The 20,273-nt window shown below is 74.2% G+C and carries 16 protein-coding genes; 11 read left to right on the top strand and 5 right to left on the bottom strand.

Translation table 11 applies throughout. The features are described 5' to 3' along the window. Positions 1-142 precede the first annotated feature (142 nt). Positions 143-4,741 (top strand): WG repeat-containing protein, encoded by a 4,599-nt coding sequence (locus tag AB0B58_RS05280; RefSeq protein ID WP_360217847.1) that lies wholly within the window; start codon positions 143-145, stop codon positions 4,739-4,741. Positions 4,742-4,763: 22 nt separating this feature from the next. Continuing rightward, positions 4,764-5,762, top strand: a complete 999-nt coding sequence (locus AB0B58_RS05275) for an aldo/keto reductase family protein (RefSeq protein WP_360217844.1) — start codon at positions 4,764-4,766, stop codon at positions 5,760-5,762. A 41-nt stretch (positions 5,763-5,803) separates the two neighbouring features. Here AB0B58_RS05275 and AB0B58_RS05270 read toward each other — a convergent pair whose 3' ends face one another. Together AB0B58_RS05270 and AB0B58_RS05265 are read right to left on the bottom strand one after the other, a co-directional pair. Further along, a complete protein-coding gene (locus tag AB0B58_RS05270) occupies positions 5,804-6,631 on the bottom strand; it encodes a site-2 protease family protein (protein WP_360217841.1) in 828 nt (275 codons plus the stop codon). Further along, positions 6,628-6,825: a hypothetical protein gene (locus tag AB0B58_RS05265; protein ID WP_360217838.1), complete on the bottom strand. Its 198-nt coding sequence runs from the start codon at positions 6,823-6,825 to the stop codon at positions 6,628-6,630. Before AB0B58_RS05265 ends, AB0B58_RS05270 begins: the two co-directional genes overlap by 4 nt. Before the next feature lie 138 nt (positions 6,826-6,963). Here AB0B58_RS05265 and AB0B58_RS05260 point away from each other — a divergent pair, with 138 nt between their 5' ends. Then, a complete protein-coding gene (locus AB0B58_RS05260) occupies positions 6,964-8,796 on the top strand; it encodes a bifunctional adenosylcobinamide kinase/adenosylcobinamide-phosphate guanylyltransferase (protein ID WP_360217835.1) in 1,833 nt (610 codons plus the stop codon). Continuing rightward, positions 8,789-9,511 (top strand): adenosylcobinamide-GDP ribazoletransferase, encoded by a 723-nt coding sequence (cobS, locus tag AB0B58_RS05255; RefSeq protein ID WP_360217832.1) that lies wholly within the window; start codon positions 8,789-8,791, stop codon positions 9,509-9,511. The genes AB0B58_RS05260 and cobS overlap by 8 nt, the downstream gene beginning before the upstream one ends. On the opposite strand, the gene AB0B58_RS05250 is transcribed toward cobS, so the two are convergent. Next, positions 9,482-9,850, bottom strand: a complete 369-nt coding sequence (locus AB0B58_RS05250) for an MmcQ/YjbR family DNA-binding protein (RefSeq protein ID WP_360217829.1) — start codon at positions 9,848-9,850, stop codon at positions 9,482-9,484. The two genes, cobS and AB0B58_RS05250, sit on opposite strands and share 30 nt — an antisense overlap. Further along, positions 9,850-10,953, bottom strand: coding sequence for a glycine cleavage system aminomethyltransferase GcvT (gene gcvT, locus AB0B58_RS05245; RefSeq protein ID WP_360217826.1), 1,104 nt, complete (start codon positions 10,951-10,953; stop codon positions 9,850-9,852). Before gcvT ends, AB0B58_RS05250 begins: the two co-directional genes overlap by 1 nt. A gap of 306 nt (positions 10,954-11,259) precedes the next feature. Between gcvT and AB0B58_RS05240 the strand changes: the two genes are divergently transcribed. Next, entirely contained in the window at positions 11,260-12,810 is a 1,551-nt protein-coding gene (locus tag AB0B58_RS05240) for a leucyl aminopeptidase (RefSeq protein ID WP_360217823.1), read from the top strand. Positions 12,811-12,831: 21 nt separating this feature from the next. Here AB0B58_RS05240 and AB0B58_RS05235 read toward each other — a convergent pair whose 3' ends face one another. Next, a complete protein-coding gene (locus AB0B58_RS05235; protein ID WP_360217820.1) occupies positions 12,832-13,155 on the bottom strand; it encodes a hypothetical protein in 324 nt (107 codons plus the stop codon). Positions 13,156-13,287: 132 nt separating this feature from the next. Here AB0B58_RS05235 and lpdA point away from each other — a divergent pair, with 132 nt between their 5' ends. The 6 genes from lpdA to AB0B58_RS05205 all read left to right on the top strand — a co-directional run bounded on the left by lpdA (position 13,288) and on the right by AB0B58_RS05205 (position 20,259). Further along, a complete protein-coding gene (gene lpdA / locus AB0B58_RS05230) occupies positions 13,288-14,703 on the top strand; it encodes a dihydrolipoyl dehydrogenase (RefSeq protein WP_360217817.1) in 1,416 nt (471 codons plus the stop codon). 68 nt (positions 14,704-14,771) lie between these two features. Further along, the gene (gene sucB / locus AB0B58_RS05225; RefSeq protein WP_360217814.1) at positions 14,772-16,556 is read left to right on the top strand and encodes a 2-oxoglutarate dehydrogenase, E2 component, dihydrolipoamide succinyltransferase; all 1,785 of its coding nucleotides are present in this window, start codon (positions 14,772-14,774) and stop codon (positions 16,554-16,556) included. Between the two features lie 84 nt (positions 16,557-16,640). Continuing rightward, a complete protein-coding gene (locus AB0B58_RS05220) occupies positions 16,641-17,558 on the top strand; it encodes a TIGR01777 family oxidoreductase (RefSeq protein WP_360217811.1) in 918 nt (305 codons plus the stop codon). Positions 17,559-17,683: 125 nt separating this feature from the next. Further along, positions 17,684-19,453, top strand: coding sequence for a DUF2079 domain-containing protein (locus AB0B58_RS05215; protein ID WP_360218699.1), 1,770 nt, complete (start codon positions 17,684-17,686; stop codon positions 19,451-19,453). Positions 19,454-19,462: 9 nt separating this feature from the next. After that, positions 19,463-20,098, top strand: coding sequence for a lipoyl(octanoyl) transferase LipB (gene lipB / locus AB0B58_RS05210; protein ID WP_360217808.1), 636 nt, complete (start codon positions 19,463-19,465; stop codon positions 20,096-20,098). Continuing rightward, positions 20,095-20,259, top strand: a complete 165-nt coding sequence (locus AB0B58_RS05205; RefSeq protein WP_184996632.1) for a peptide ABC transporter substrate-binding protein — start codon at positions 20,095-20,097, stop codon at positions 20,257-20,259. Before lipB ends, AB0B58_RS05205 begins: the two co-directional genes overlap by 4 nt. Positions 20,260-20,273 lie beyond the last annotated feature (14 nt).

The raw sequence follows: 20,273 nt of genomic DNA, 5'->3' as shown, positions 1-20,273 counted from the left end.
GTTAATCTCCTCTCACAACCCCCCGCAGCGGAGCCGGGCGACTGTACCCGGTGCACCGCCCTGCCACCGAGCAATTTCCGACAAGGTGGATTTTCGTCGTGACGGAGCGTAGCCAGACATCCGGCGCCCAGAGGGCTGCCCGATGAACGGTTGGAGCTCGCATTCCGGTGCGAACCGGTGGGACGACGAGCCGGCCTGGGTGTACGAGATCACCTGGGAGTGGGAGCCGCTGCCCGGGCAGCGCTACCCCGGCGACCCGGGCCGCCGCCGCGCCGTGCACCACCCCGTCTACGACGCGTCCCGCGCGGCAGAGGCCGCCTCGCAGTGGGACGCCGACTTCCGCCAGATCGCACAGGCCTCCGGACCGCCGTCGCCGTCGCCGTCCTCCGGCGGGCCGTCGACGGCCCGGCCGGTCTCGCCCGCCGCGGGCCGCGCCTCCGTCGGCCGTCCGCCCCTGCCGCCGCCGTCCTGGTCCGGCCCGGATCAGCCCGTCTCCGGACCGCGTACGCCGTACGTGGCCGGCTCCTCGCCGCAGCAGCCCCAGCAGCCGTCGCGGCCGGGGCCGTCGTGGAACCGGCCGGTCCCGCTGCCCGAGCGGCTGCCCGGTGCCGAGCACCGCCAGCAGCGGCCGCCGGCGGAGCGGCCGCAGTCGGCCCCGCCGATGTACGGCGCCGCCCGCCCGGGTCCCGCCCCGCGGCCGGCCCCGCAGGATCCACGGTTCCAGGACGCCCGGCACCCGCAGGGCGCCGACCCGCGTCTCCCGCATCCGCATCCGCAGCCGCACGACGCCCGGCCCGGCGGTGCGCGGCCCGAGCCGGATCCGCGGTTCGCGGACCTCCGCCACCCCGGACCGCACCAGCCCGCACCGCAGCAGGACCCGCGATTGGACCAGCGGCACCCGGGCGCCCGGCCCGGCGCGGAGCCGCAGGCCGCTCCGTGGCCCGGCACCCAGGCGCGACCCGCTCCCCGGCCGGCGGCACAGGACGACCCGCGCTACGGAGCGCGACCGACGTCCTCGCCGGCGGCCCACCAGCCGGCCCGGCCGGTCAGCCACGAGACGCCGGCCTATCAGGGCCCGGGCCAGGCGACGCCGGTCGCGCCTTACCAGGCCCCGCGGCCGACGGCGCCGGACCCGTCCTGGGCGCCGCCCGTCGATCCCCGGCCCGCCACGCCGCTCGGGCCGCGGTCCGCACCGCCGCAGGCCGAGCCGCGCCCGGCGCGCGTCTCCCGGCACAGCGCGGAGCCGCCGACGGACCCGCGCTTCGCCGCCCCGCTGCGCGCGATGCCGCCGGCCGAACCGCAGCAGCCGCGGTCGGCTCCGCCCGCGGCGCGCCCGGCGGCCTACGCTCCCCCGCCGCCCGCGCACTCGGCACCGCCCGCGCACTCCGCACCGCCCGTGCACTCCGCACCGCCCGCGCCGTTGGCTCCGGCGGCCTACTCCGCGCCGCCGGTCCGGCCGGTGGAGCCGGCACAGCTGCCGTCCGTCCCGGGTACCGGGCAGCCGGGGCCGATGGCTCCCGCGGCCTACTCCGCGCCGCCCGCGACGCCGGTCCGGCCCGTTTCGGCTCCGGTGCCGGTGCCGCCGGTGGCTTCGCAGCAGCAGGCGCCGCCCGTGGTCCGGCCCACGCCGGCTCAGCCCGCGCACTATCGCCCGGCCCCGCCGGCGCACCCCTACGAGCCGCAGCCGCGTCATGCGCCCCCGCCCGACGAGCGGCACGCGTTGCAACCGCCCTACGCGGCCCCGGTACCGCCGGCGCCGCAGGACGTCGAGCCGGCCGGCGCCGCCCCGGCGCGGTCGTCGGTTCCGCCCGCCACCGCGCCGCCCGCTCAGCCGGCTGCCCCGGCGCCGGTCTCTCCCGCCCCGTCGGCGCCGGCCGCGCCGTCGGGCTGGTTCAGCGGCGACGACCCGGCGTCCGGCACGGCGGCGGCCGGCACGGCCGCACCCGACGCGGCGGACCCGATCACGGCTGGCCCCGCACCCGACGGCGGGCACGCGGCGCAGGCTCCGGCCGAACCCGCCGCCGCCGAGGCCACCGACGACGAGCCGCGCGGCCTCGGCTGGCTCCTCTCGCTGAGCGGCCTCGGCGCGGTCACGCCCGAGCCCGAACCCGCGCCGGTTCCGCCGGCGCCAGCCGAGCCGCTCGCCGAGACGACGGCCGCCGCCCCGATCAGCGGCGCGGCCGCGGACGGCGGCACCACCGCGGAGGACGGCACCACCGCCGACGGCGGCGTGCCGGACAGCGCGACGCCCGCCGGCGAGGAGCCCACGAAGCAGGACTGGTTCTCACCCACCACCGAGACCCGCCTGGTCATCCCGGACGACGCCACCGGACATCCGGCGGAGGCCGAGGAGCCGGAGGTCGTCCCGTCCGACGCGGCGACCACGGAGAGCGCGCCGCCCGCCGCCGAGCCGGCGCCGGCCGAGGCCGGCCCGGCGCACACCGACGCGCCGGAAGCCGACGAGCCCGGATCCGGCGACACCCGGCCGGAAGCCGTGACGCCGCAGGCCGAAGAGGCGCCGCAGGCCGAAGAGGCAGAGCCCGGCGAAGCCCGGGCCGACGGTACTGAGAACGAGCCGGTCGCCGTCGTCGAGACTCCCGCCGAGCGGACGGCCCCGGAGGAGCCGGTCGGCGCCGACAGCGCGCCCGGATCCCCGGACGAGACCACGCCCGCGCCCGAGGCGGGCTTCCCCGGCGGCCCGATCGCCCCGGAGGACGCCGGCACACCGGTGAAGGCCACCGTGCCCGACGCCGCCCCGGCCGACGCCACCGTGCCCCAGGCCGCCCCGGCCGACGCCACCGTGCCCCAGGCCACCCTGACCGACGCCACTCCGGCCGAGGCCACCGTGGTCGAGGACACCCCGGTCGAGGACGCCGTGGTCGAGGACGCCGTGGTCGAAGTCCCGCCGGCCGCCGACGCGGTGATCGAGGCCCTCGTCGTTGATGAGGTCGTTGACGAGGCCGCCGACGACGGACCCGCCGATCTTCAGGCCACCACCGACGAACCCGCGGCGGCCGCCGCGGAACCGACCGAAGCCGAGCCGTCGAAGACCGGAGCAGCCACCGGCGACCTCGAGCCCACCGCCGAGAAGCCGGTCGATGCGACACCCGAGACGGCTCCCGGCGCGGCCGAGACCCTCCCGGACGAGTCGAGTGCTGACGAGCCGCAATCCGACGACCCGGAACGGGCCGAACCCGCCCTGTCCGCGCCCACCACCGACCCGGCCACGGATGGGCCCGCTCCGGATCCGGTCGAGTCGAGCGACGACGCGGTCGCGGAGAGCACGGACGACGAGGCGGTCGCGGAGAGCACGGACGACGAGACCGCCCCGGCACGTACCGGCGACGACGACGTGGTGCCGACGCCGAGCATGCAGTTGCCGGCGCTGTCGGTTCCACCGCCGCCCGAGCCCGAACTCGAGCCCCTGCGCCGCCGCGCCGATCCCGAGCAGGTGCTGACCACGTACCCGTGGAAGTTTGATCCGCTCACCCTGCGTGAGGTGATCGACGACCCGGACCGGCTCCTCGACGTGCGGGACCGGCTCAGCGACAAGCTCGAGTACGCGGAGCGCGACACCGTGCGCGCCCGCCTGCTCAGCCTGCGCGCCGTCGTCTCCCGCGTGCTCGGCGACCTCGGCCGGGCCCTCGCCGACGGCCGGGAGGCGCTGCGGCACGCCGAGGCGACCGGCGAGCTGCGGCGTACCGCGATCGTGCAGGCCCGGCTCGCGCACGTTCAGCAGTGGCGGGGCGACTTCGCCGAGGCCGACCGGATGTTCGAGGAGGCCAACTCCGTCGAGCTGCCCGACCGGCTGCGGGCCGAGATGCACGTGCAGGCCGGCAAGTCCTGCTACGAGCAGGGCCGCTATCTCGAGGCCTGCAACCACTTCGAGGCCGCGCTCGAGCTGCGCCGGGTCGAGGACCCGGACCTGGTCGCCCGCACCGAGGCCGCGCTCGACGCCGTCATGGCTCGGGTGGAGGAGGCCGGCTGGGGTCCCTATCCGCGCTCGCGCGAGGAGATCCTCCAGCAGAGCCGCCCGCCGCACCCGGCGGTCGACTACGAGTCCGGCTGGCAGGGGTACGCCGACGCCAACGGCGACGTCGTCATCGCCGAGCGGTACGCCGACGCGCAGCCGTTCCACGAGGGAGCCGCCTGGGTGCGCCGGCCCGGCACCAACGCCTGGGAGCTGATCGACGAGACCGGCTCGCTGCTGATCGACTCCTCCAGCGGGTACGTGCAGGCGGGTCCGTTCGGGGACGGCCTGGCCTGGGTGTCGCGGGATCCGTCCGGCGGCTGGTTCGCCGTCGACTGGCACAACCGGGTCATCGTGCCCGGCGGCTTCGACGACGTGCGGCCGTTCCGGCAGGGTCTCGCGGCGGTGCGGCGCGGCGGCTGGGGCGCGATCGACCGGCACGGCCGGATCGTGGTGCAGCCGAAGTTCCGGCGCTTCGCGACCGAGTTGATCGCCGGTGGCCCGGTCGAGGGCTTCACCGCGGACGGTCTGGCGGTCGTCGACGCCGGGGACCGGCTCGGCGTGGTGGACCGGACCGGGCAGTTCCTGGTCGCCCCGATGCACGCGCGACTGGTGATCCATCCGGTGGGCTTCATCATCGGCGACCGCGAGGGCCGGTGGGGCGCGCTCGACCGGCGCGGCGAGCCGATCGTCGACGTCGTGCACGCCCGGGTCGTCGATGTGGCAAACGAGATAGAGCGACTGCTCGCCGACACCCGGCCGGTTCTGTAAGGGGCGGGTAGGGTCGGCCGATATGGAGTTCCGTCACCTCGGCCGTTCCGGCCTCATGGTCAGCGAGATCGCTTACGGCAACTGGATCACCCACGGCTCCCAGGTCGAGGAGGAGGCCGCCGCCAAGTGCGTCAAGGCCGCCCTCGACGTGGGAATCACCACATTCGACACCGCGGACGTCTACGCGGGCACCCGCGCGGAGGAGGTCCTCGGCCGCGCGCTGAAGGGCGAGCGCCGCGAGGGGCTGGAGATCTTCACCAAGGTCTACTGGCCGACCGGCCCCGGCCCGAACGACCGCGGGCTGTCCCGCAAGCACATCATGGAATCGATCGAGGGCTCGCTGCGCCGGCTGCAGCTGGACTACGTCGACCTGTACCAGGCGCACCGCTACGACCATTCGACGCCGCTCGAAGAGACCATGCAGGCGTTCGCCGACATCGTGCACTCCGGCAAGGCCCTCTACATCGGGGTCTCGGAGTGGTCCGCGACCGAGATCCGGGCCGGCTGGGAGCTGGCGCGGGACCTGAAGATCCAGCTGGTCTCGAACCAGCCGCAGTACTCGGCGTTGTGGCGGGTCATCGAGGCCGAGGTGGTGCCGACCTCGATCGAGCTCGGCGTCGGCCAGGTGGTCTGGTCGCCGATCGCGCAGGGCGTGCTGACGGGCAAGTACGAGCCGGGCAAGCAGCCGCCGGCCGGTTCGCGGGCCACCGACGACAAGTCGGGTGCAGACTTCATCGCGCGCTGGCTCAGCGACGAGGTGCTCGGCGCCGTGCAGCGGCTCAAGCCGCTCGCCGAGCAGGCGGGCCTGTCGATGGCCCAGCTCGCGGTGGCCTGGGTGCTGCAGAACTCCAACGTCTCCGCGGCGATCATCGGCGCGTCGCGCCCGGAGCAGGTCTACGACAACGCCAAGGCGTCCGGCGTGAAGCTCGACGACGACCTGATGAAGGCGATCGACGAGGCGCTCGCCGGAGTCACGGAGAGCGACCCGGCGCAGACGGTCAGCCCGGCGAAGCGCCCCTGACACGACAGTGCACCCGGCGCACCCTCACGGGTGCGCCGGGGTCACAGGGACGACCAGAACCGCATGTAGAAGAGCCCGACCTCGCCCAGCCCGTCCGGCACGCCGATCAGGCTCGTGAACCAGCCGACCAGCGCGAAGAACCACTGGTTGATCCGCGACTGCCAGAGCAAGACGAAGAGCAGGATGAATCCGTACGGGGCGAAGAGGTTGTAGGCCCGCTGATACGGCGCGCTCAGCCACGGCTGGAGGATGTTGCCTCCGTCCAGCCCCGGCATCGGCACCAGGTTGAGCAGGCTCGCCGTGACCTGCAGGAACGCCAGCGCCCCCAGGGCCACCCAGAAGTCGCCGTGGCTGCCGCCGACCACCACCCCGCCTGAGCCGTCCCGCATCAGCACCACGTCGTCGCCCGCGCCGAGCGCGAACGGCACCGCCAGCAGCAGCGCGAACACCACGTTCGTCGCCGGGCCGGCCGCGCTGATCAGCGACTGCTTGACCTTGCTCGGGATGTGCGCGTGGTCGACCCAGACCGCGCCGCCGGGCAGACCGATGCCGCCCAGCACCACCGCGACCAGCGGCAGCACGATCGACAGCACGGGGTGCGTGTACTTGAGCGGGTCGAGCCGCAGGTAGCCGCGGTCCGCGACACCCCGGTCGCCCGCGAAGTACGCGACGATGGCGTGCGCGTACTCGTGCAGGCAGAGCGAGAGCACCCAGCCGGAGATGACCAGCAGGAAGACGTCGACCCGCACGTTGCCGTAGGCGGTCCAGGTCATCCACCCGGCGACGGCCGTGATGGCGAGAATCCCGACGAAGACGGGACTCGGCACGAAGGCGCTCTTCGGGGAGCCCCGGGAGACCTGGTAGTTCACTCGGTCGGCAGCAGACTCATCTTGTAGTCGACCCGGTCGTCCTCGACGAGGGTGACCTGGGTGACTCCGGCGGCCGCAAGCTCACGCCACGCCTGACCGATCCATGACTCGGCGTCCGCCTGGCTGCTGAACGTCTCGGTAGGGCCGGCCACCGGCTGCCCGTCGACGCCCTCGTACCGCCAACTCCACGGCATTCCGCCGCCTCCTCAGGTGTCGAACTAAGGTCCTGTTGCCACCCTACGGTGTGCCCGCCGGTGCGACCGGAACGCCTGGGGCCCGCAGGGGCCGGGTCGGCCCCCATGATCGCGGCGCCCGGCCCTAAAGTACGGGGCATGTCTGCTGACGGGTGGCGTTCGATCCTGGTGCTCGGCGGGATCCGGTCCGGCAAGTCCGCGTTCGCCGAGGCGCTGGTCGCGGGCGCCGCGTCGGTCCGCTATGTCGCGACCGCCGCCGGCGCCGAGGACGATCCGGAGTGGCGGGCCCGGATCGAGGCGCATCAGCGCCGCCGGCCGCAGTCCTGGACCACCGAGGAGACCGGTGCGGACCCCGCGGGCCTGACCGCCCTGTTCACCGAGGCCAAGCCCGACGACACCCTGCTCGTGGACGATCTGGGCGGCTGGGTCGCGGCGCTGCTCGACCCCGCCCGGCAGCCGAACGACGACCTGGCGACGGTGAGCGCGCTCGCCGACGCGGTCCGGGCGTGCGCCGCCCGCGTGGTGGTGGTCAGCCCGGAGGTCGGCCTGTCGCTGGTGCCGGTCACGCCGGTCGGCCGGGCGTTCGCGGACGCGCTCGGCACGGCCAACCAGGCGCTCGCCGGCGCGTGCGACCGGGTGGCGTTCGTGGTGGCGGGCCGGCCGACGTGGCTGAAGACCGGACCGGACGCGCCGGGGATCACCACGGACCTGGACGCCGAGAACGGGGCGGCGGAGCAGGTGGACACGCGGGTCACCGCCCCGCCGGCGCCGCAGCCGGCGGTCGCCGCGGCACAGCCGACCCTCGATGCGGCGGCGATGCATGCGGCGATGACCGCGGCCGTGCCGACGCCCGCGACGCCGGCCGCGGCACACCCCCGGACCGGCGACGGCACGGTCATCGAGGCCGGCATGGACATGCCGCTGCCGGACGGCGACGCCGGCCCCGACGCGCGCGACCGCCTCGCCGCCGCGGACCTGCCCGGCGGGGGCCTCGGCGCGCTGGTCGAGGCGGTCGAGTTCGCCGCCGCCACCCAGGCGACGGCCACCCCGCGCCCGTGGGGACCCGCCCGCGTCCTGCTCATCGACGGCCGGCGCGGCGGCGGCGCGGCCGCCGGCGCCGACGTGTCGGACTCCGAGCGCCGGGCCGCGCAGGCCGAGGCCGGCGAGGGCGCCCTTGCCGCCCTGGCCGCGACCGCCGGCGCCGACATCGTGGTCGTCCGGACCCCGGAGACGGGCGCCATGGAGGACGGCCCGGTGCTCGACGCCGAGGCCGTCGACGCGGCGCTGCGGCAGGGCTGGGAGCTCGCCGACGCCGCCGCCGACGAGGGCCGCGACGTGCTGATCCTCGGCTCCTGCGGCGCCGGGACGGAGGCCGCGGCGACGGCCGTGCTCGCCGCCACCACCGGCGCCGAGCCGGTCGCGATCCTGCCCCGGGTGCTGGTGCCCGGCGGCCGCTACGACGACGACGCCTGGATGGTGCGGTGCGCCGCGGTGCGCGACGCCATGCACCGCATCCGCCAGGAACCGCGCGGGGCGAAGGACATCCTGGCCCAGGTCGGCGGCGCCGACCTCGCCGTGGCCACGGGCGCGCTGCTCGGCGCGGCGTCCCGGCGGATGCCGGTGCTGGTGGACGGGCCGTTGGGCATCGCCGCCGGGCTCATCGCCCGGGACATCGCCAGCCAGGCCCGGCACTGGTGCCTGCTCGCCGACGCGGGCACACACCAGCTCGTCCGGCAGGGCGCCGACGTGCTGGGCCTCACCCCGGTCATGGAGCTGGGCCTCGACCTCGGCGAGGGCGCGAACGCCCTGGCCGCGCTGCCGCTGCTGCGCGCCGCGATCGCCCTCGCGGGCGCGCTGCCCGTGCATCCGGCGCTGCTGGCCGGGCACGGCGACGCGGGCCTCGAGCCGGACGAGGACGAGTCCGAGTTCGCCGAGCCGGAGCCGGACGGGCCCGGCCCGGCAAGTGTTTGACGGCCTGCGCCTGGCGCTCACCACGCTGACGGTCCTGCCGGTCCGGGCCGGCCGGATCGACCGCCGCATGGCCGCCGTCGCGATGAGCCTGGCGCCGCTCGTCGGCGCGCTGCTCGGCGCGATGCTGGCCGGCGTCTTCGTGCTGCTGGGCCAGGGTCCGGTCGCCGCCGCGGTCACCGTCGCCGCGAGCGCGCTGCTCACCCGGGGCCTGCACCTCGACGGGCTCGCCGACACGGTCGACGCCCTCGGCTCCTACCGCGACCGCGAGCAGGCGCTCGAGATCATGAAGAAGCCGGACATCGGCCCGTTCGGCGTCGCGGCGATCGCCCTGGCGCTGCTGATCCAGGCCGCCGCGCTGACCGAGCTCGGCGCCGCGGCGATCGTGGTGGCCTGGGCGGCCGGGCGGCTCGGCGTCACGGTCGCCTGCCGCCGGGGCGTTGGCGCCGCGCGTCCGGACGGCCTCGGCGCGCTGGTCGCCTCGACGGTGCCCGTGCCGGTCGTCGCCGGTGCCGCCGCCCTGGTCGCGGCCGCGGCGGTGTTCGCCGTGCCGGGCCGTCCGTGGCAGGGTCCGGCCGCCGTCGCCGCCGCCCTGCTCGTCGTGGTCCTGCTGCTGCGCCATGCGGTACGCCGGTTCGGCGGCATCACCGGCGATGTGGTGGGTGCGTCAGTCGAGACGACCACGACGCTAACCCTTGTCGCCCTCGCCCTCGGCTGAGTCGTAGTCCCGGACGACCTTCTTCGGCGCCGTCCGGCGCCAGGCCTCGGTGACGACCTGCCGCAGCTCGTCGGCGTCGGCGTGGGCGAGCACCACGCGCACCCAGCCGTACCGGCCGACGTACGGCGCCGGCGAGTACGTCTCCGGCGCGCTGGAGACCAGTTCGGCCTGCTCCTCCTTGGACGCCTTCACCGAGACGGTGTCGTGGTCCGGGCCGCCGACGACGAAGACCTTCTCGCCGTACCGGAGGGTCCAGTCGCCCCACTGCTCGACGAAGGCCTCGCGGCCCCCGGGCAGCGCGAGGACCCACTCGCGCACCTGCGGCCAGGTGGCGGGCATCAGCGCACCGAGGTCTCGACGAACGGCGGCTTGACGATCCGCGCCCCGGTGCGGCGGCCCCGGATGTCGATCTCGACGACGTCGCCGTCCGAGAGCGCGGCGGCGGTGTCGAGCAGGGCCAGCGCGATGCCGACCTTCTTCGTCGGCGAGAAGGTGCCGCTGGTGATCTCGCCGATCTGCTCCTCGCCCGCGTACACGGGCATGTGGCAGCGGGGGATGCCGCGGCCGGTGAGCTCGAGGCCGCGCAGCACCCGGCGCGGGCCGGCCGCCTTCTCGGCGAGCAGCGCGTCGCGTCCCCAGAACGCGGGCTTGGACCAGCCGACCGCCCAGCCGGAGCGGGCCTGCACCGGGGTGATCTCCAGGGACAGCTCCTGGCCGTGCAGCGGGTAGCCCATCTCGGTGCGCAGCGTGTCGCGGGCGCCGAGCCCGCAGGGGCGGACCCCGGCCTCGACCAGCGTGTCCCAGACGGTGACCGCGTCGTCCCACGGCACGACCAGTTCGTAGCCGTGCTCACCGGTGTAGCCGGTGCGGCAGACGATCAGGTCGACGCCGCCGATCCGCGCCGGGTTGAACGACATGTAGTCGTGCTCGGTCGGCAGCCCGAGCCCGGTGACGGTCTCGGCCGACCGCGGGCCCTGCACCGCCAGGACGGCGAACCTGCGGTGCTCGTCGGTGACGGTGATGCCCTCGGGCGCGGCGGCGGCCAGCCGGCGCACGACCTCGGCGGTGTTCGCGGCGTTCGGGATCAGGAAGACCTCGTCCGGCCCGATCAGGTACGCGATCAGGTCGTCGACCACGCCACCCGAGGCGTCGTCGCAGCAGAGGGTGTACTGCGCCTTGCCGGGGGCGATGCGGCCCAGGTCGTTGGTGAGGCAGGAGTTGACGAAGTCGGCGGCGCCCGGCCCGGTCACCCGCGCCTTGCCGAGGTGGGACACGTCGAAGACGCCGACGGCCTCGCGTACGGCGGCGTGCTCGCGCAGGACACCCCCGCCCGCGTACTCCAGGGGCATCTCCCAGCCGCCGAAGGCGGCGAGCTTGGCCCCGAGCGCGACGTGGCGCTCGTGCAGGGGCGAACGGAGCAGGGCGGCGGCCTCGGCAGACATGAGTGGCAACTTACCCGTGACCTCGACCGCCGCCGACAGCTACCGGCAGATCATCGCCGGTGGCCGTCGGCGGCGTCGCGGAAACGCCCCGATGAACAGGCGCACGCCACGGCCGATGGGCGCGCGCCGCGCGGCACTGGGCAAATTCGGCCGCCGACCGGGCGCCGGAAGGATCACGAGGCCTTGACTGTGGTTAGCATCGGCGGGACAACACACACCGTCCGGCGCGACCCGTGCCGGGGTGACCACACCCGTCGGGGCGTCCCACGAGGGAGCTCCCGGCCCCAGTCGTCGCGGAGAGCCCGAGTGACCCACCCCGCCCCCTCCCTCAGCCTGGTCGACAGCGACCCGGCCGAACTGGCCGTCGACGCGATCGTCATCGGGCTGCACAGCCAGCCCGACGAGGGCGGCGCCGTCCTGCCGGCCGCCGGTGCGGAGAGCATCGCCGCCGCGTTCGACGGGAAGCTGATCTCGACGCTGGCCCTGCTCGGCGCGACCGGGACGCCCGGCGAGGTGATCAAGCTCGCCACCCTCGGCACCGTCGCGGCACCGCTGGTCGTCGCCGTCGGCCTCGGCGACGAGCCCACCGGCTCCGCGCCCGCCACGGAGACCCTGCGCCGCGGGACCGGCGCCGCGGTGCGCGCGCTGGCCGGCAGCGCCACCGTCGCGCTGGCGCTGCCGGTGCCCGACGACAGCGACGCGCCCGGCGTGCTGCGCGCGATCCTCGAGGGTGCGCTCCTCGGGTCGTACCGGTTCGCCGGCTACAAGACCAAGCCGCAGCCGACCCGGCGCGACCCGGTCAAGGAGCTGCAGGTGACCGTGCCCGACGCGGACGACCTGGCCGCCCGGGCGGAGGTCGAGCGCGCCGAGGTGGTCTCGAGGGTCGTGCGGCTGACCCGCGACTGGGTGAACGCCGCGCCCAACAAGCTGCGCCCGCCGCAGTTCGCCGACGCCGTGGCCGCCGCCGCGGACGGCACCGGCCTCGAGGTCGAGGTGCTGGACTTCGATGCGCTCAAGGCGGGCGGCTATGGCGGCATCGTCGCGGTCGGCCAGGGCTCCGAGGCACCGCCGCGGCTGGTCAAGCTCACCTACACCCCGCAGGGCGTCGCAAACCCGAAGCGGGTCGCCCTGGTCGGCAAGGGCATCACCTTCGACACCGGCGGCATCAGCATCAAGCCGACCGCGGGCATGTGGGAGATGAAGTCGGACATGGCCGGCGCCGCCGCCGTCGGCGCCACGATGCTGGCGGTCGCCGCGCTCCGGCCGCCGGTCGCGGTCACCGGCTACCTGGCCATGGCGGAGAACATGCCCTCCGGTACGGCGTACCGGCCGGGTGACGTCATCACGATGTTCAACGGCAAGCGGGTCGAGGTGCTCAACACCGACGCCGAGGGCCGCATGGTGCTCGCCGACGCGATCGCCCGCGCCTGCGCCGACGGCACCGACTACATCTTCGAGACGTCCACCCTGACCGGCGGGCAGGTGGTCGCGCTGGGCAAGCGCATCGCCGGCGTCATGGGCACGCCGGAGACCTGCGAGCGGGTCAAGGAGGCCGGCGACGCGGTCGGCGAGCCGGCCTGGCCGATGCCGCTGCCGGACGACGTGCGCAAGGGCATGGAGTCGGAGATCGCCGACATCAGCCAGGTCAACGCGAGCATGGACCGGGCCGGGCACATGCTGCAGGGCGGCGTGTTCCTGCGCGAGTTCGTGGCGGACGGCGTCGAGTGGGCGCACATCGACATCGCCGGGCCCTCGTACCACACGGGCGAGCCCAGTGGTTACTGGACGAAGGGCGGCACCGGCGTGCCGGTGCGCACCCTGCTCACCCTGATCGACGACGTGGCCGCCAACGGCTGAGCGAGCGACCCGCCCGGCCTCTCAGGAGGCCGGGCGGCGCTTCTGGCGGGCGTTGTAGTCGCGCATCCGCTGCGGGTAGCCCATCAGGCGGATGTCGTAGATCGGCATGGCGAGCTGGTGTGCGAAGCGGCGGGCGGCCTCGGGGGACTCGATGCGCCGCCGGGTCCACTCGCCGTCGTGTGCCACGAGCAACACCGTGGTCTCGGTCACCGTCGTGCGGGGCTCGATGTAGCCCTCGACGCCTCGACGGGATCGGACGAACTCCGCAAGATGCTCAAGATCGGCACGATCTGCCGGCCGGCCGCCCCCGCGAATCGGCTCCTTGCGTCGCCGGAACCACGCCACGCCCCACTCCTCACGGTCAATTGCCGCAAGGGTACGTCCTGCGCCGGTCTCGTTGGGCACCTGGATACATAGACAGGCGCGGTAAGTGACAAGATGGCCAGGACAGCTGTGACCGTTTCCACCATGTGACCCATGTGGCAACGACGCGATCCGGGAGTAGACGTGAGCCAGCCGGGCGGAACCTTCGACATCGTGATCCTCGGCGCCGGCAGCGGCGGCTATGCCGCCGCGCTGCGCGCGGCCGAGCTGAACCTGTCGGTGGCCCTGATCGACAAGGCGGAGCTGGGCGGAACCTGCCTGCACCGCGGCTGCATTCCGACCAAGGCCCTGCTGCACGCGGCCGAGCTCGCCGACCAGACCCGCGAGAGCGAGCAGTTCGGCATCAAGGCCGACCTGGTCGGCATCGACATGGCGGGCGTCAACGCCTATAAGGACGGTGTTGTCGGCCGCCTCTACAAGGGCCTGCAGGGCCTGCTGAAGCAGCCGAACATCACCCTGGTCCAGGGCTCCGGCAAGCTCGTCTCCCGCGACACGGTCGAGGTCGACGGCAAGCGCTACACCGGACGCAACGTCATCCTCGCCACCGGCTCCTACTCCCGGTCCCTGCCCGGCCTCGAGGTCGACGGCAAGCGCGTGCTGACCAGCGAGCACGCCCTGCGGCTCGACCGGGTGCCGGCCTCCGCGATCGTGCTCGGCGGCGGCGTCATCGGCGTCGAGTTCGCCAGCGTCTGGAAGTCCTTCGGCGCCGACGTGACCATCCTGGAGGCGCTGCCCCGGCTGGTCGCCGCCGAGGACGAGGAGATCTCGAAGGCGGTCGAGCGCGCCTTCCGCAAGCGGAAGATCAACTTCAAGGTCGGCAAGCCGTTCGAGAAGGTCGAGCACACCGAGAACGGCGTGAAGGCCTATCTGGCCGGCGGCGAGAGCGTCGAGGCCGAGATCCTGCTGGTCGCGGTGGGCCGCGGCCCGACAACCAGCGACCTGGGCTACGAGCAGCAGGGCATCACCCTCGACCGGGGCTTCGTCATCACCAACGAGCGCATGCACACCGGCGTCGGCAACATCTACGCGGTCGGCGACATCGTGCCCGGCCTGCAGCTGGCACACCGCGGCTTCCAGCAGGGCATCTTCGTGGCCGAGGAGATCGCGGGCAAGAACCCGGCCGTCATCGACGAGAACGGCATCCCCCGCGTCACGTACTCGGACCCCGAGGTCGCCTCGGTCGGCCTGACCGAGGCCAAGGCCAAGGAGCAGTACGGCGCCGACAAGGTCTCGACCTACAGCTACAACCTCGGCGGCAACGGCAAGAGCCAGATCCTCAAGACCCAGGGCTTCGTGAAGCTGGTCCGGGTCAACGACGGCCCGGTCGTCGGCGTGCACATGGTCGGCGCCCGGATGGGCGAGCTCGTCGGCGAGGCCCAGCTGATCTACAACTGGGAGGCGTTCCCGGAAGAGGTCGCCCAGCTGGTGCACGCCCACCCGACGCAGAACGAGGCGCTCGGTGAGGCGTTCCTCGCGCTGGCCGGCAAGCCGCTGCACGCACACGCCTGATTTCGATCCCCATCACCACCCTGACCGGACTAAAGGCCCGTTCCAAAGCCGTTAAGGAGTTCTGAGAGATGCCGGTATCGGTCACCATGCCGCGGCTGGGTGAGAGCGTCACCGAGGGCACCGTCACGCGCTGGCTCAAGCAGGAGGGCGAGCGGGTCGAGGCCGACGAGCCGCTGCTCGAGGTCTCCACCGACAAGGTCGACACCGAGATCCCGTCCCCGGCCGCCGGTGTGCTCTCGCGCATCGTCGTCGGCGAGGATGAGACGGCGGACGTCGGCAGCGAGCTCGCGATCATCGCGGGCGACGGCGAGGACGCGGGATCCGCCGCGCCCGCGCCGGCCGCGCCCGCCAAGGAGGAGGCCGCCGCGGAGGAGGCCGCGCCCGAGCCGGCCGCGCCCGAGACCCCCTCGACCGAGAAGCCGGTCGAGCAGGAGGCGCCGGCGCCCGCCGCGCAGACCGGTGGCGGCGAGGGCATCGCCGTGAAGATGCCCGCGCTGGGCGAGAGCGTCACCGAGGGCACGGTCACCCGCTGGCTCAAGCAGGTCGGCGACACCGTCGAGGCCGACGAGCCGCTGCTCGAGGTCTCCACGGACAAGGTCGACACCGAGATCCCGTCGCCGGTCGCCGGCACCGTCCTGGAGATCAAGGTCCCCGAGGACGAGACGGTCGAGGTCGGCGCCGACCTGGCCATCATCGGCGCCCCGGGCGGCGCGGCCACCGAGGCACCGAAGCCCGACCCGGCGCCGCAGCAGGCCGCCGAGCCCGCGCCGAAGCAGGCGGCGCCCGCGCCGCAGCAGCAGTCCGCGCCGCTCGTCGAGTCGAAGCCCGCTCCGGCTCCCGCTCCCGCCGCCGAGGCCCCGGCGCCGGCGCAGGCCGCCGCCCCGGCCGCCGAGAAGGTCAGCGCCAACGGCGCCGGCGACGCCGGTTACGTGACGCCGCTGGTCCGCAAGCTCGCCGCCGAGAAGGGCGTCGACCTCTCGTCGGTCACCGGCACCGGCGTCGGCGGCCGGATCCGCAAGCAGGACGTCATCGAGGCCGCGGACCGTGCCGCCGCCGCGAAGGCCGCCCCGGCCCCGGCCAAGCAGGAGGCCGCGGCTCCCGCCGCCAAGCCGGCCGCCAGCCCGCTGCGGGGACGCACCGAGAAGCTGACCCGGATCCGGGCGACGATCGCCCGCCGCATGGTGGAGTCGCTGCACGTCTCGGCGCAGCTCACCACGGTGGTCGAGGTCGACATCACCAAGGTCGCCAACCTGCGGAGCAAGGCCAAGGTCGCCTTCCAGGCCAAGCACGGCGCGAAGCTGACGTTCATGCCGTTCCTGGCGCTGGCCGCGGTCGAGGCGCTGCGGGAGCACCCGGTGGTGAACTCGTCGATCGACCAGGAGGCCGGCACGGTCACCTACCACGACGGCGAGCACCTGGCCATCGCGGTGGACACGCCGAAGGGCCTGGTCGTCCCGGTCATCCGGGACGCCGGAGACCTCAACCTGGCGGGCCTCGCCAAGCGGATCGCCGACGTTGCGGAGCGCACCCGGAACAACAAGATCAGCCCGGACGAGCTGTCCGGCGGCACCTTCACGCTGACCAACACGGGCAGCCGGGGCGCGCTCTTCGACACCCCGATCATCAACCAGCCGCAGGTCGGCATCCTCGGCACCGGCGCGGTGGTCAAGCGCGCGGTGGTCGTCGACGACCCGAACCTGGGCGAGCTGATCGTGCCGCGCTCGATGATCTACCTGGCGCTCAGCTACGACCACCGGATCGTGGACGGCGCGGACGCCGCCCGCTTCCTGGTGACGATGAAGGACCGGCTCGAGGCCGGCCAGTTCGAGGGAGACCTCGGCCTGTCCTCCTGATCCGGGGCAGAACGTGAGACAGGGGGCGCCCGGCGCCCCCTGTTTTCGTTTTGAGCCGGATCAACTTCGGGCAATGATGGAATCATGCGGATCCTCCTGGCCGGCGCGTCCGGTTTCCTCGGCACCCGGCTCGTCGGCCGACTGCGCGCCGCCGGCCACGACCTCACCCTGCTCGTCCGCCGGCCCGCCCGGGAGGCCGGCGAGGCCACCTGGGAGCCGTCCGCGGGGCAACTCGACCCGGCGCTGGTGGCCGGCGCGGACGCGGTGATCAACCTGGCCGGCGCGGGCGTCGGCGACAAGCGCTGGAACGCCCGCTACAAGGGCCTGATCCGCAGCAGCCGGGTGGACACGGCCGGGACGATCGCCCAGACGGTCCGGGGCCTCGCCGCCGCCGACCGCCCGCGGGTCCTGCTGCAGTCCTCGGCCGTCGGCTGGTACGGCGACACCGGCGACCGCCCGGTCACCGAGGAGTCCCCGGCCGGCACCGGCTTCCTCGCCGACGTGTGTCGGGTCTGGGAGGCGGCCGTGCGTCCCGCCGAGGACGCGGGCATCCGGGTCGCGCTGCTGCGCACCGGGCTGCCGCTCGACTCCCGGGGCGGCCTGCTCAAGCCGCAGATGCTGCCCTTCCGGCTGGGCGTCGGCGCCAGGCTGGGCGGCGGCGGGCAGTGGGTGCCCTGGATCGGCCTGTCCGACTGGCTCGGCGCCACCGAGTTCCTGCTCGAGCGCGACGACCTGGCCGGCCCGGTCAACATGGTCGGCCCGGAGCCGGTGACCAACGCCACGTTCACCCGGGTCCTCGGCCGGGTGCTGAATCGCCCGGCCGTGCTCCAGGTGCCGGGCATCGCGCTGCAGGTGGCGCTCGGCGAGTTCGCCCACGAGGCGCTGCGCAGTCAACGGGTACTTCCCGGCGTGCTTCAGCGGGCCGGTTTCACGTTCGCCCAGCCGACCCTCGAGGCGGCGCTGCGCGCCGCGGTCGACCAGGAATCGAACGCCGTGGCCTGAGCCCGGACCCGGGCTTTGCTAACCTGCGGCTGGTGTCCGTCGTCGCCGCAGCCCCCTCCGAGTCCGCCGATCCGCCGGTCGTTTCCACGGCCCGCGCCGGCGGCCGCCGTTCGTGGCGCCAGCACCTGGTGGTCGCCGCCCTCGCGCTGGGCCTCGCGGCCTGGGTGACCAACGGCCTGTGGCGCGACCCGGCCGGGCACGTCCTCGCCAAGAACGTCGGCGACCAGGCCTTCTTCGAGTGGCTGCTGGGCTACGGCGTCTACCTGCTCGGGCACGGCGCCGACCCGTTCTTCACCGACCTGCTGAACGCGCCGCTCGGCGTCAACCTGGCCGCCAACACGTCCATCACCGTCTTCATCGTGCTGTTCTCGCCGCTGACCGTGCTGGCCGGCCCGCCGGTCAGCTTCGCGACGATCCTCACGGCCAATCTGGCCGCCTCGGCGTTCGCCTGGTACCTCTTCCTGCGCCGCCACCTGGTCCGGCACCCGGCCGCGGCGGCGGTCGGCGGGTTCTTCTGCGGGTTTGCGCCCGGCTTCGTCTCGCACGCCAACGGCCACCTGAACTGGACCGCCGGCTGGGTCGCGCCGCTGGTGCTCTGGTGGGTCCTCAAACTGCCCGAGCCCGGGCGCTGGCTGCGGCACGGCGTGATCCTCGGCCTGCTGGTGGCCGTCGGCTTCTCCATCGCCGCCGAGGGCCTCTTCTTCACGGCCCTGGCCAGCGGCCTCTTCCTGATCACCCGTTCGCTGCAGCCGGGGTGCCGTGCCGAGGCACGCCGGGCGCTGCCGACGGTGCTCGCCGGGCTCGGTGTGACCGCGGTGGTCGCCGGTGGGCTGCTGGCGTACCCGCTCTTCATGCACTTCGCCGGTCCGCAGTCGTTCGGCGGTACCGGCTTCAACCAGGCGCACTACGCCGAGGACATCGGCGCCTACCTCGAATATCCGACCCGCTCGGTCGCCGGCTGGCTGGGCCTGGGCAGCAACCTGGCGCCGAACCCGACCGAGGAGACGTCCTACTTCGGCCTGCCGCTGCTGATCCTGGTCGTCGTGTCGCTGGTGACGCTGCGGCGGCACGCGGCGCCGGGGCGGTTGGAGACCCTGGCGGCGCTCTCCACCGTCGGCGCGGTCTTCCTGGTGCTGTCCCTCGGGCCGCAGCTCAAGTTCTTCAAGGACACGACGAGCATCAAGCTCCCGTACGCGGCCCTGCAGCACCTGCCGCTCTTCGACTCGGCACTGCCCGGCCGCTTCGCCCTCGTGGTGGTCGGGGTGATCGGCATCGTCCTCGCGCTCAGCGCGGACCGGCTGCTCAGCGAGCCGACGCCGTCGGTGCGCTCGCACACGCTCTGGGCGGCGGGCTTCGCGGTGGCGCTGGTGCCCCTCCTCCCGTTGCCGCTGCTCACCACCGAGCGGGCGCCGGAGCCCCCGTTCATCGCCGACGGGATCTGGAAGGACTACGTCACCGACGGCGGCGCGCTGACCACGCTGCCCTTCGCGACCACCGACACCGCTGACGGGCAGCGCTGGCAGGCGTACACGATGGCCCGGCGCGGTGAGCAGTTCCGCATCCCCGACGGCTACTTCCTCGGGCCCGGCGGGCCGGACGGCACGGGCCAGATCGGCGCCACCCAGCGGCACACCGACTGGCTGTTCTTCCGCGCGGCCCTGTACGGCTACGTCGCCCCGCTCGACGACTACGACCGTGCACAGGCCCGCGTCGACCTCGCGGACTGGAACATCCAGGCGGTGATCCTGCCGGAGCAGATCACCGGCTCGCACGGCCCGCTGTTCCGGGCGGCGGTGGAGATGACCGCGACCGACCTGCTCGGCGAGCCGGAGCACGTCGGCGGCGTGCTGCTGTGGCGCATCCGCCCTGGAGTCGACCCGGTCGCCAAGGGCTAGGCTGAGGCGGTGACGACTTCCACGTTGCAGGTCCTGCGCCCGGGCCTGGTCGACTACCGCGAGGCCTGGGACGAGCAGCGCCGGCTGCACGACGCCGTGGTCGCGGGCTCCCGGCCCGACACGATCCTGCTGCTCGAGCACCCCAGCGTCTTCACCGCCGGCAAGCGCACCGAGCCGCTGGACCGGCCGCTCGACGGCACCCCGGTCGTCGACGTCGACCGCGGCGGCAAGATCACCTGGCACGGCCCGGGCCAGCTCGTGGGCTACCCGATCGTCAGGCTGAGCGACCCGATCGACGTGGTGGCCTATGTGCGCCGCGTCGAGCAGCTGCTGATCGACGTCTGCGCCGAGTTCGGCGTCGTCGCCGGGCGGTCGCAGATCGAGGGCCGCAGCGGTGCCTGGGTCCTCGCCGACGACCGCGGCCCGGACCGCAAGATCGCGGCGGTCGGCATCCGGGTGGCCCGCGGCGTCACCCAGCACGGCTTCGCCATCAACGCCGACTGCGACCTCACGAACTTCGACCGCTTCGTGCCCTGCGGCATCCGCGACGCGGGGGTGACGTCGCTGACGACGGAGCTCGGCCGGCAGGTGACGGTCGCCGACCTGATGCCGGTCGTCGAACGCCACCTGCCGACGCTGCTGTGAGCCTCTACCGCGACCCGCGCGACAAACGGGTCTTCGTGCCGAAGAAGGGCGGCGGGCTGGTGCTGAACTTCGGCCACCCCGTCGCGTGGTGGATCCTGATCAGCACGACGATCATCCCGCTGATCATCGTGGTCGGCGTGACGATCGCGGTCATCGCCTGACCCGGCGCCGGGCC

The organism is Actinoplanes sp. NPDC049118, from assembly GCF_040648555.1.
Classification (GTDB): Bacteria; Actinomycetota; Actinomycetes; order Mycobacteriales; family Micromonosporaceae; genus Actinoplanes.
This window is presented reverse-complemented; position numbering and strand designations above follow the sequence as displayed.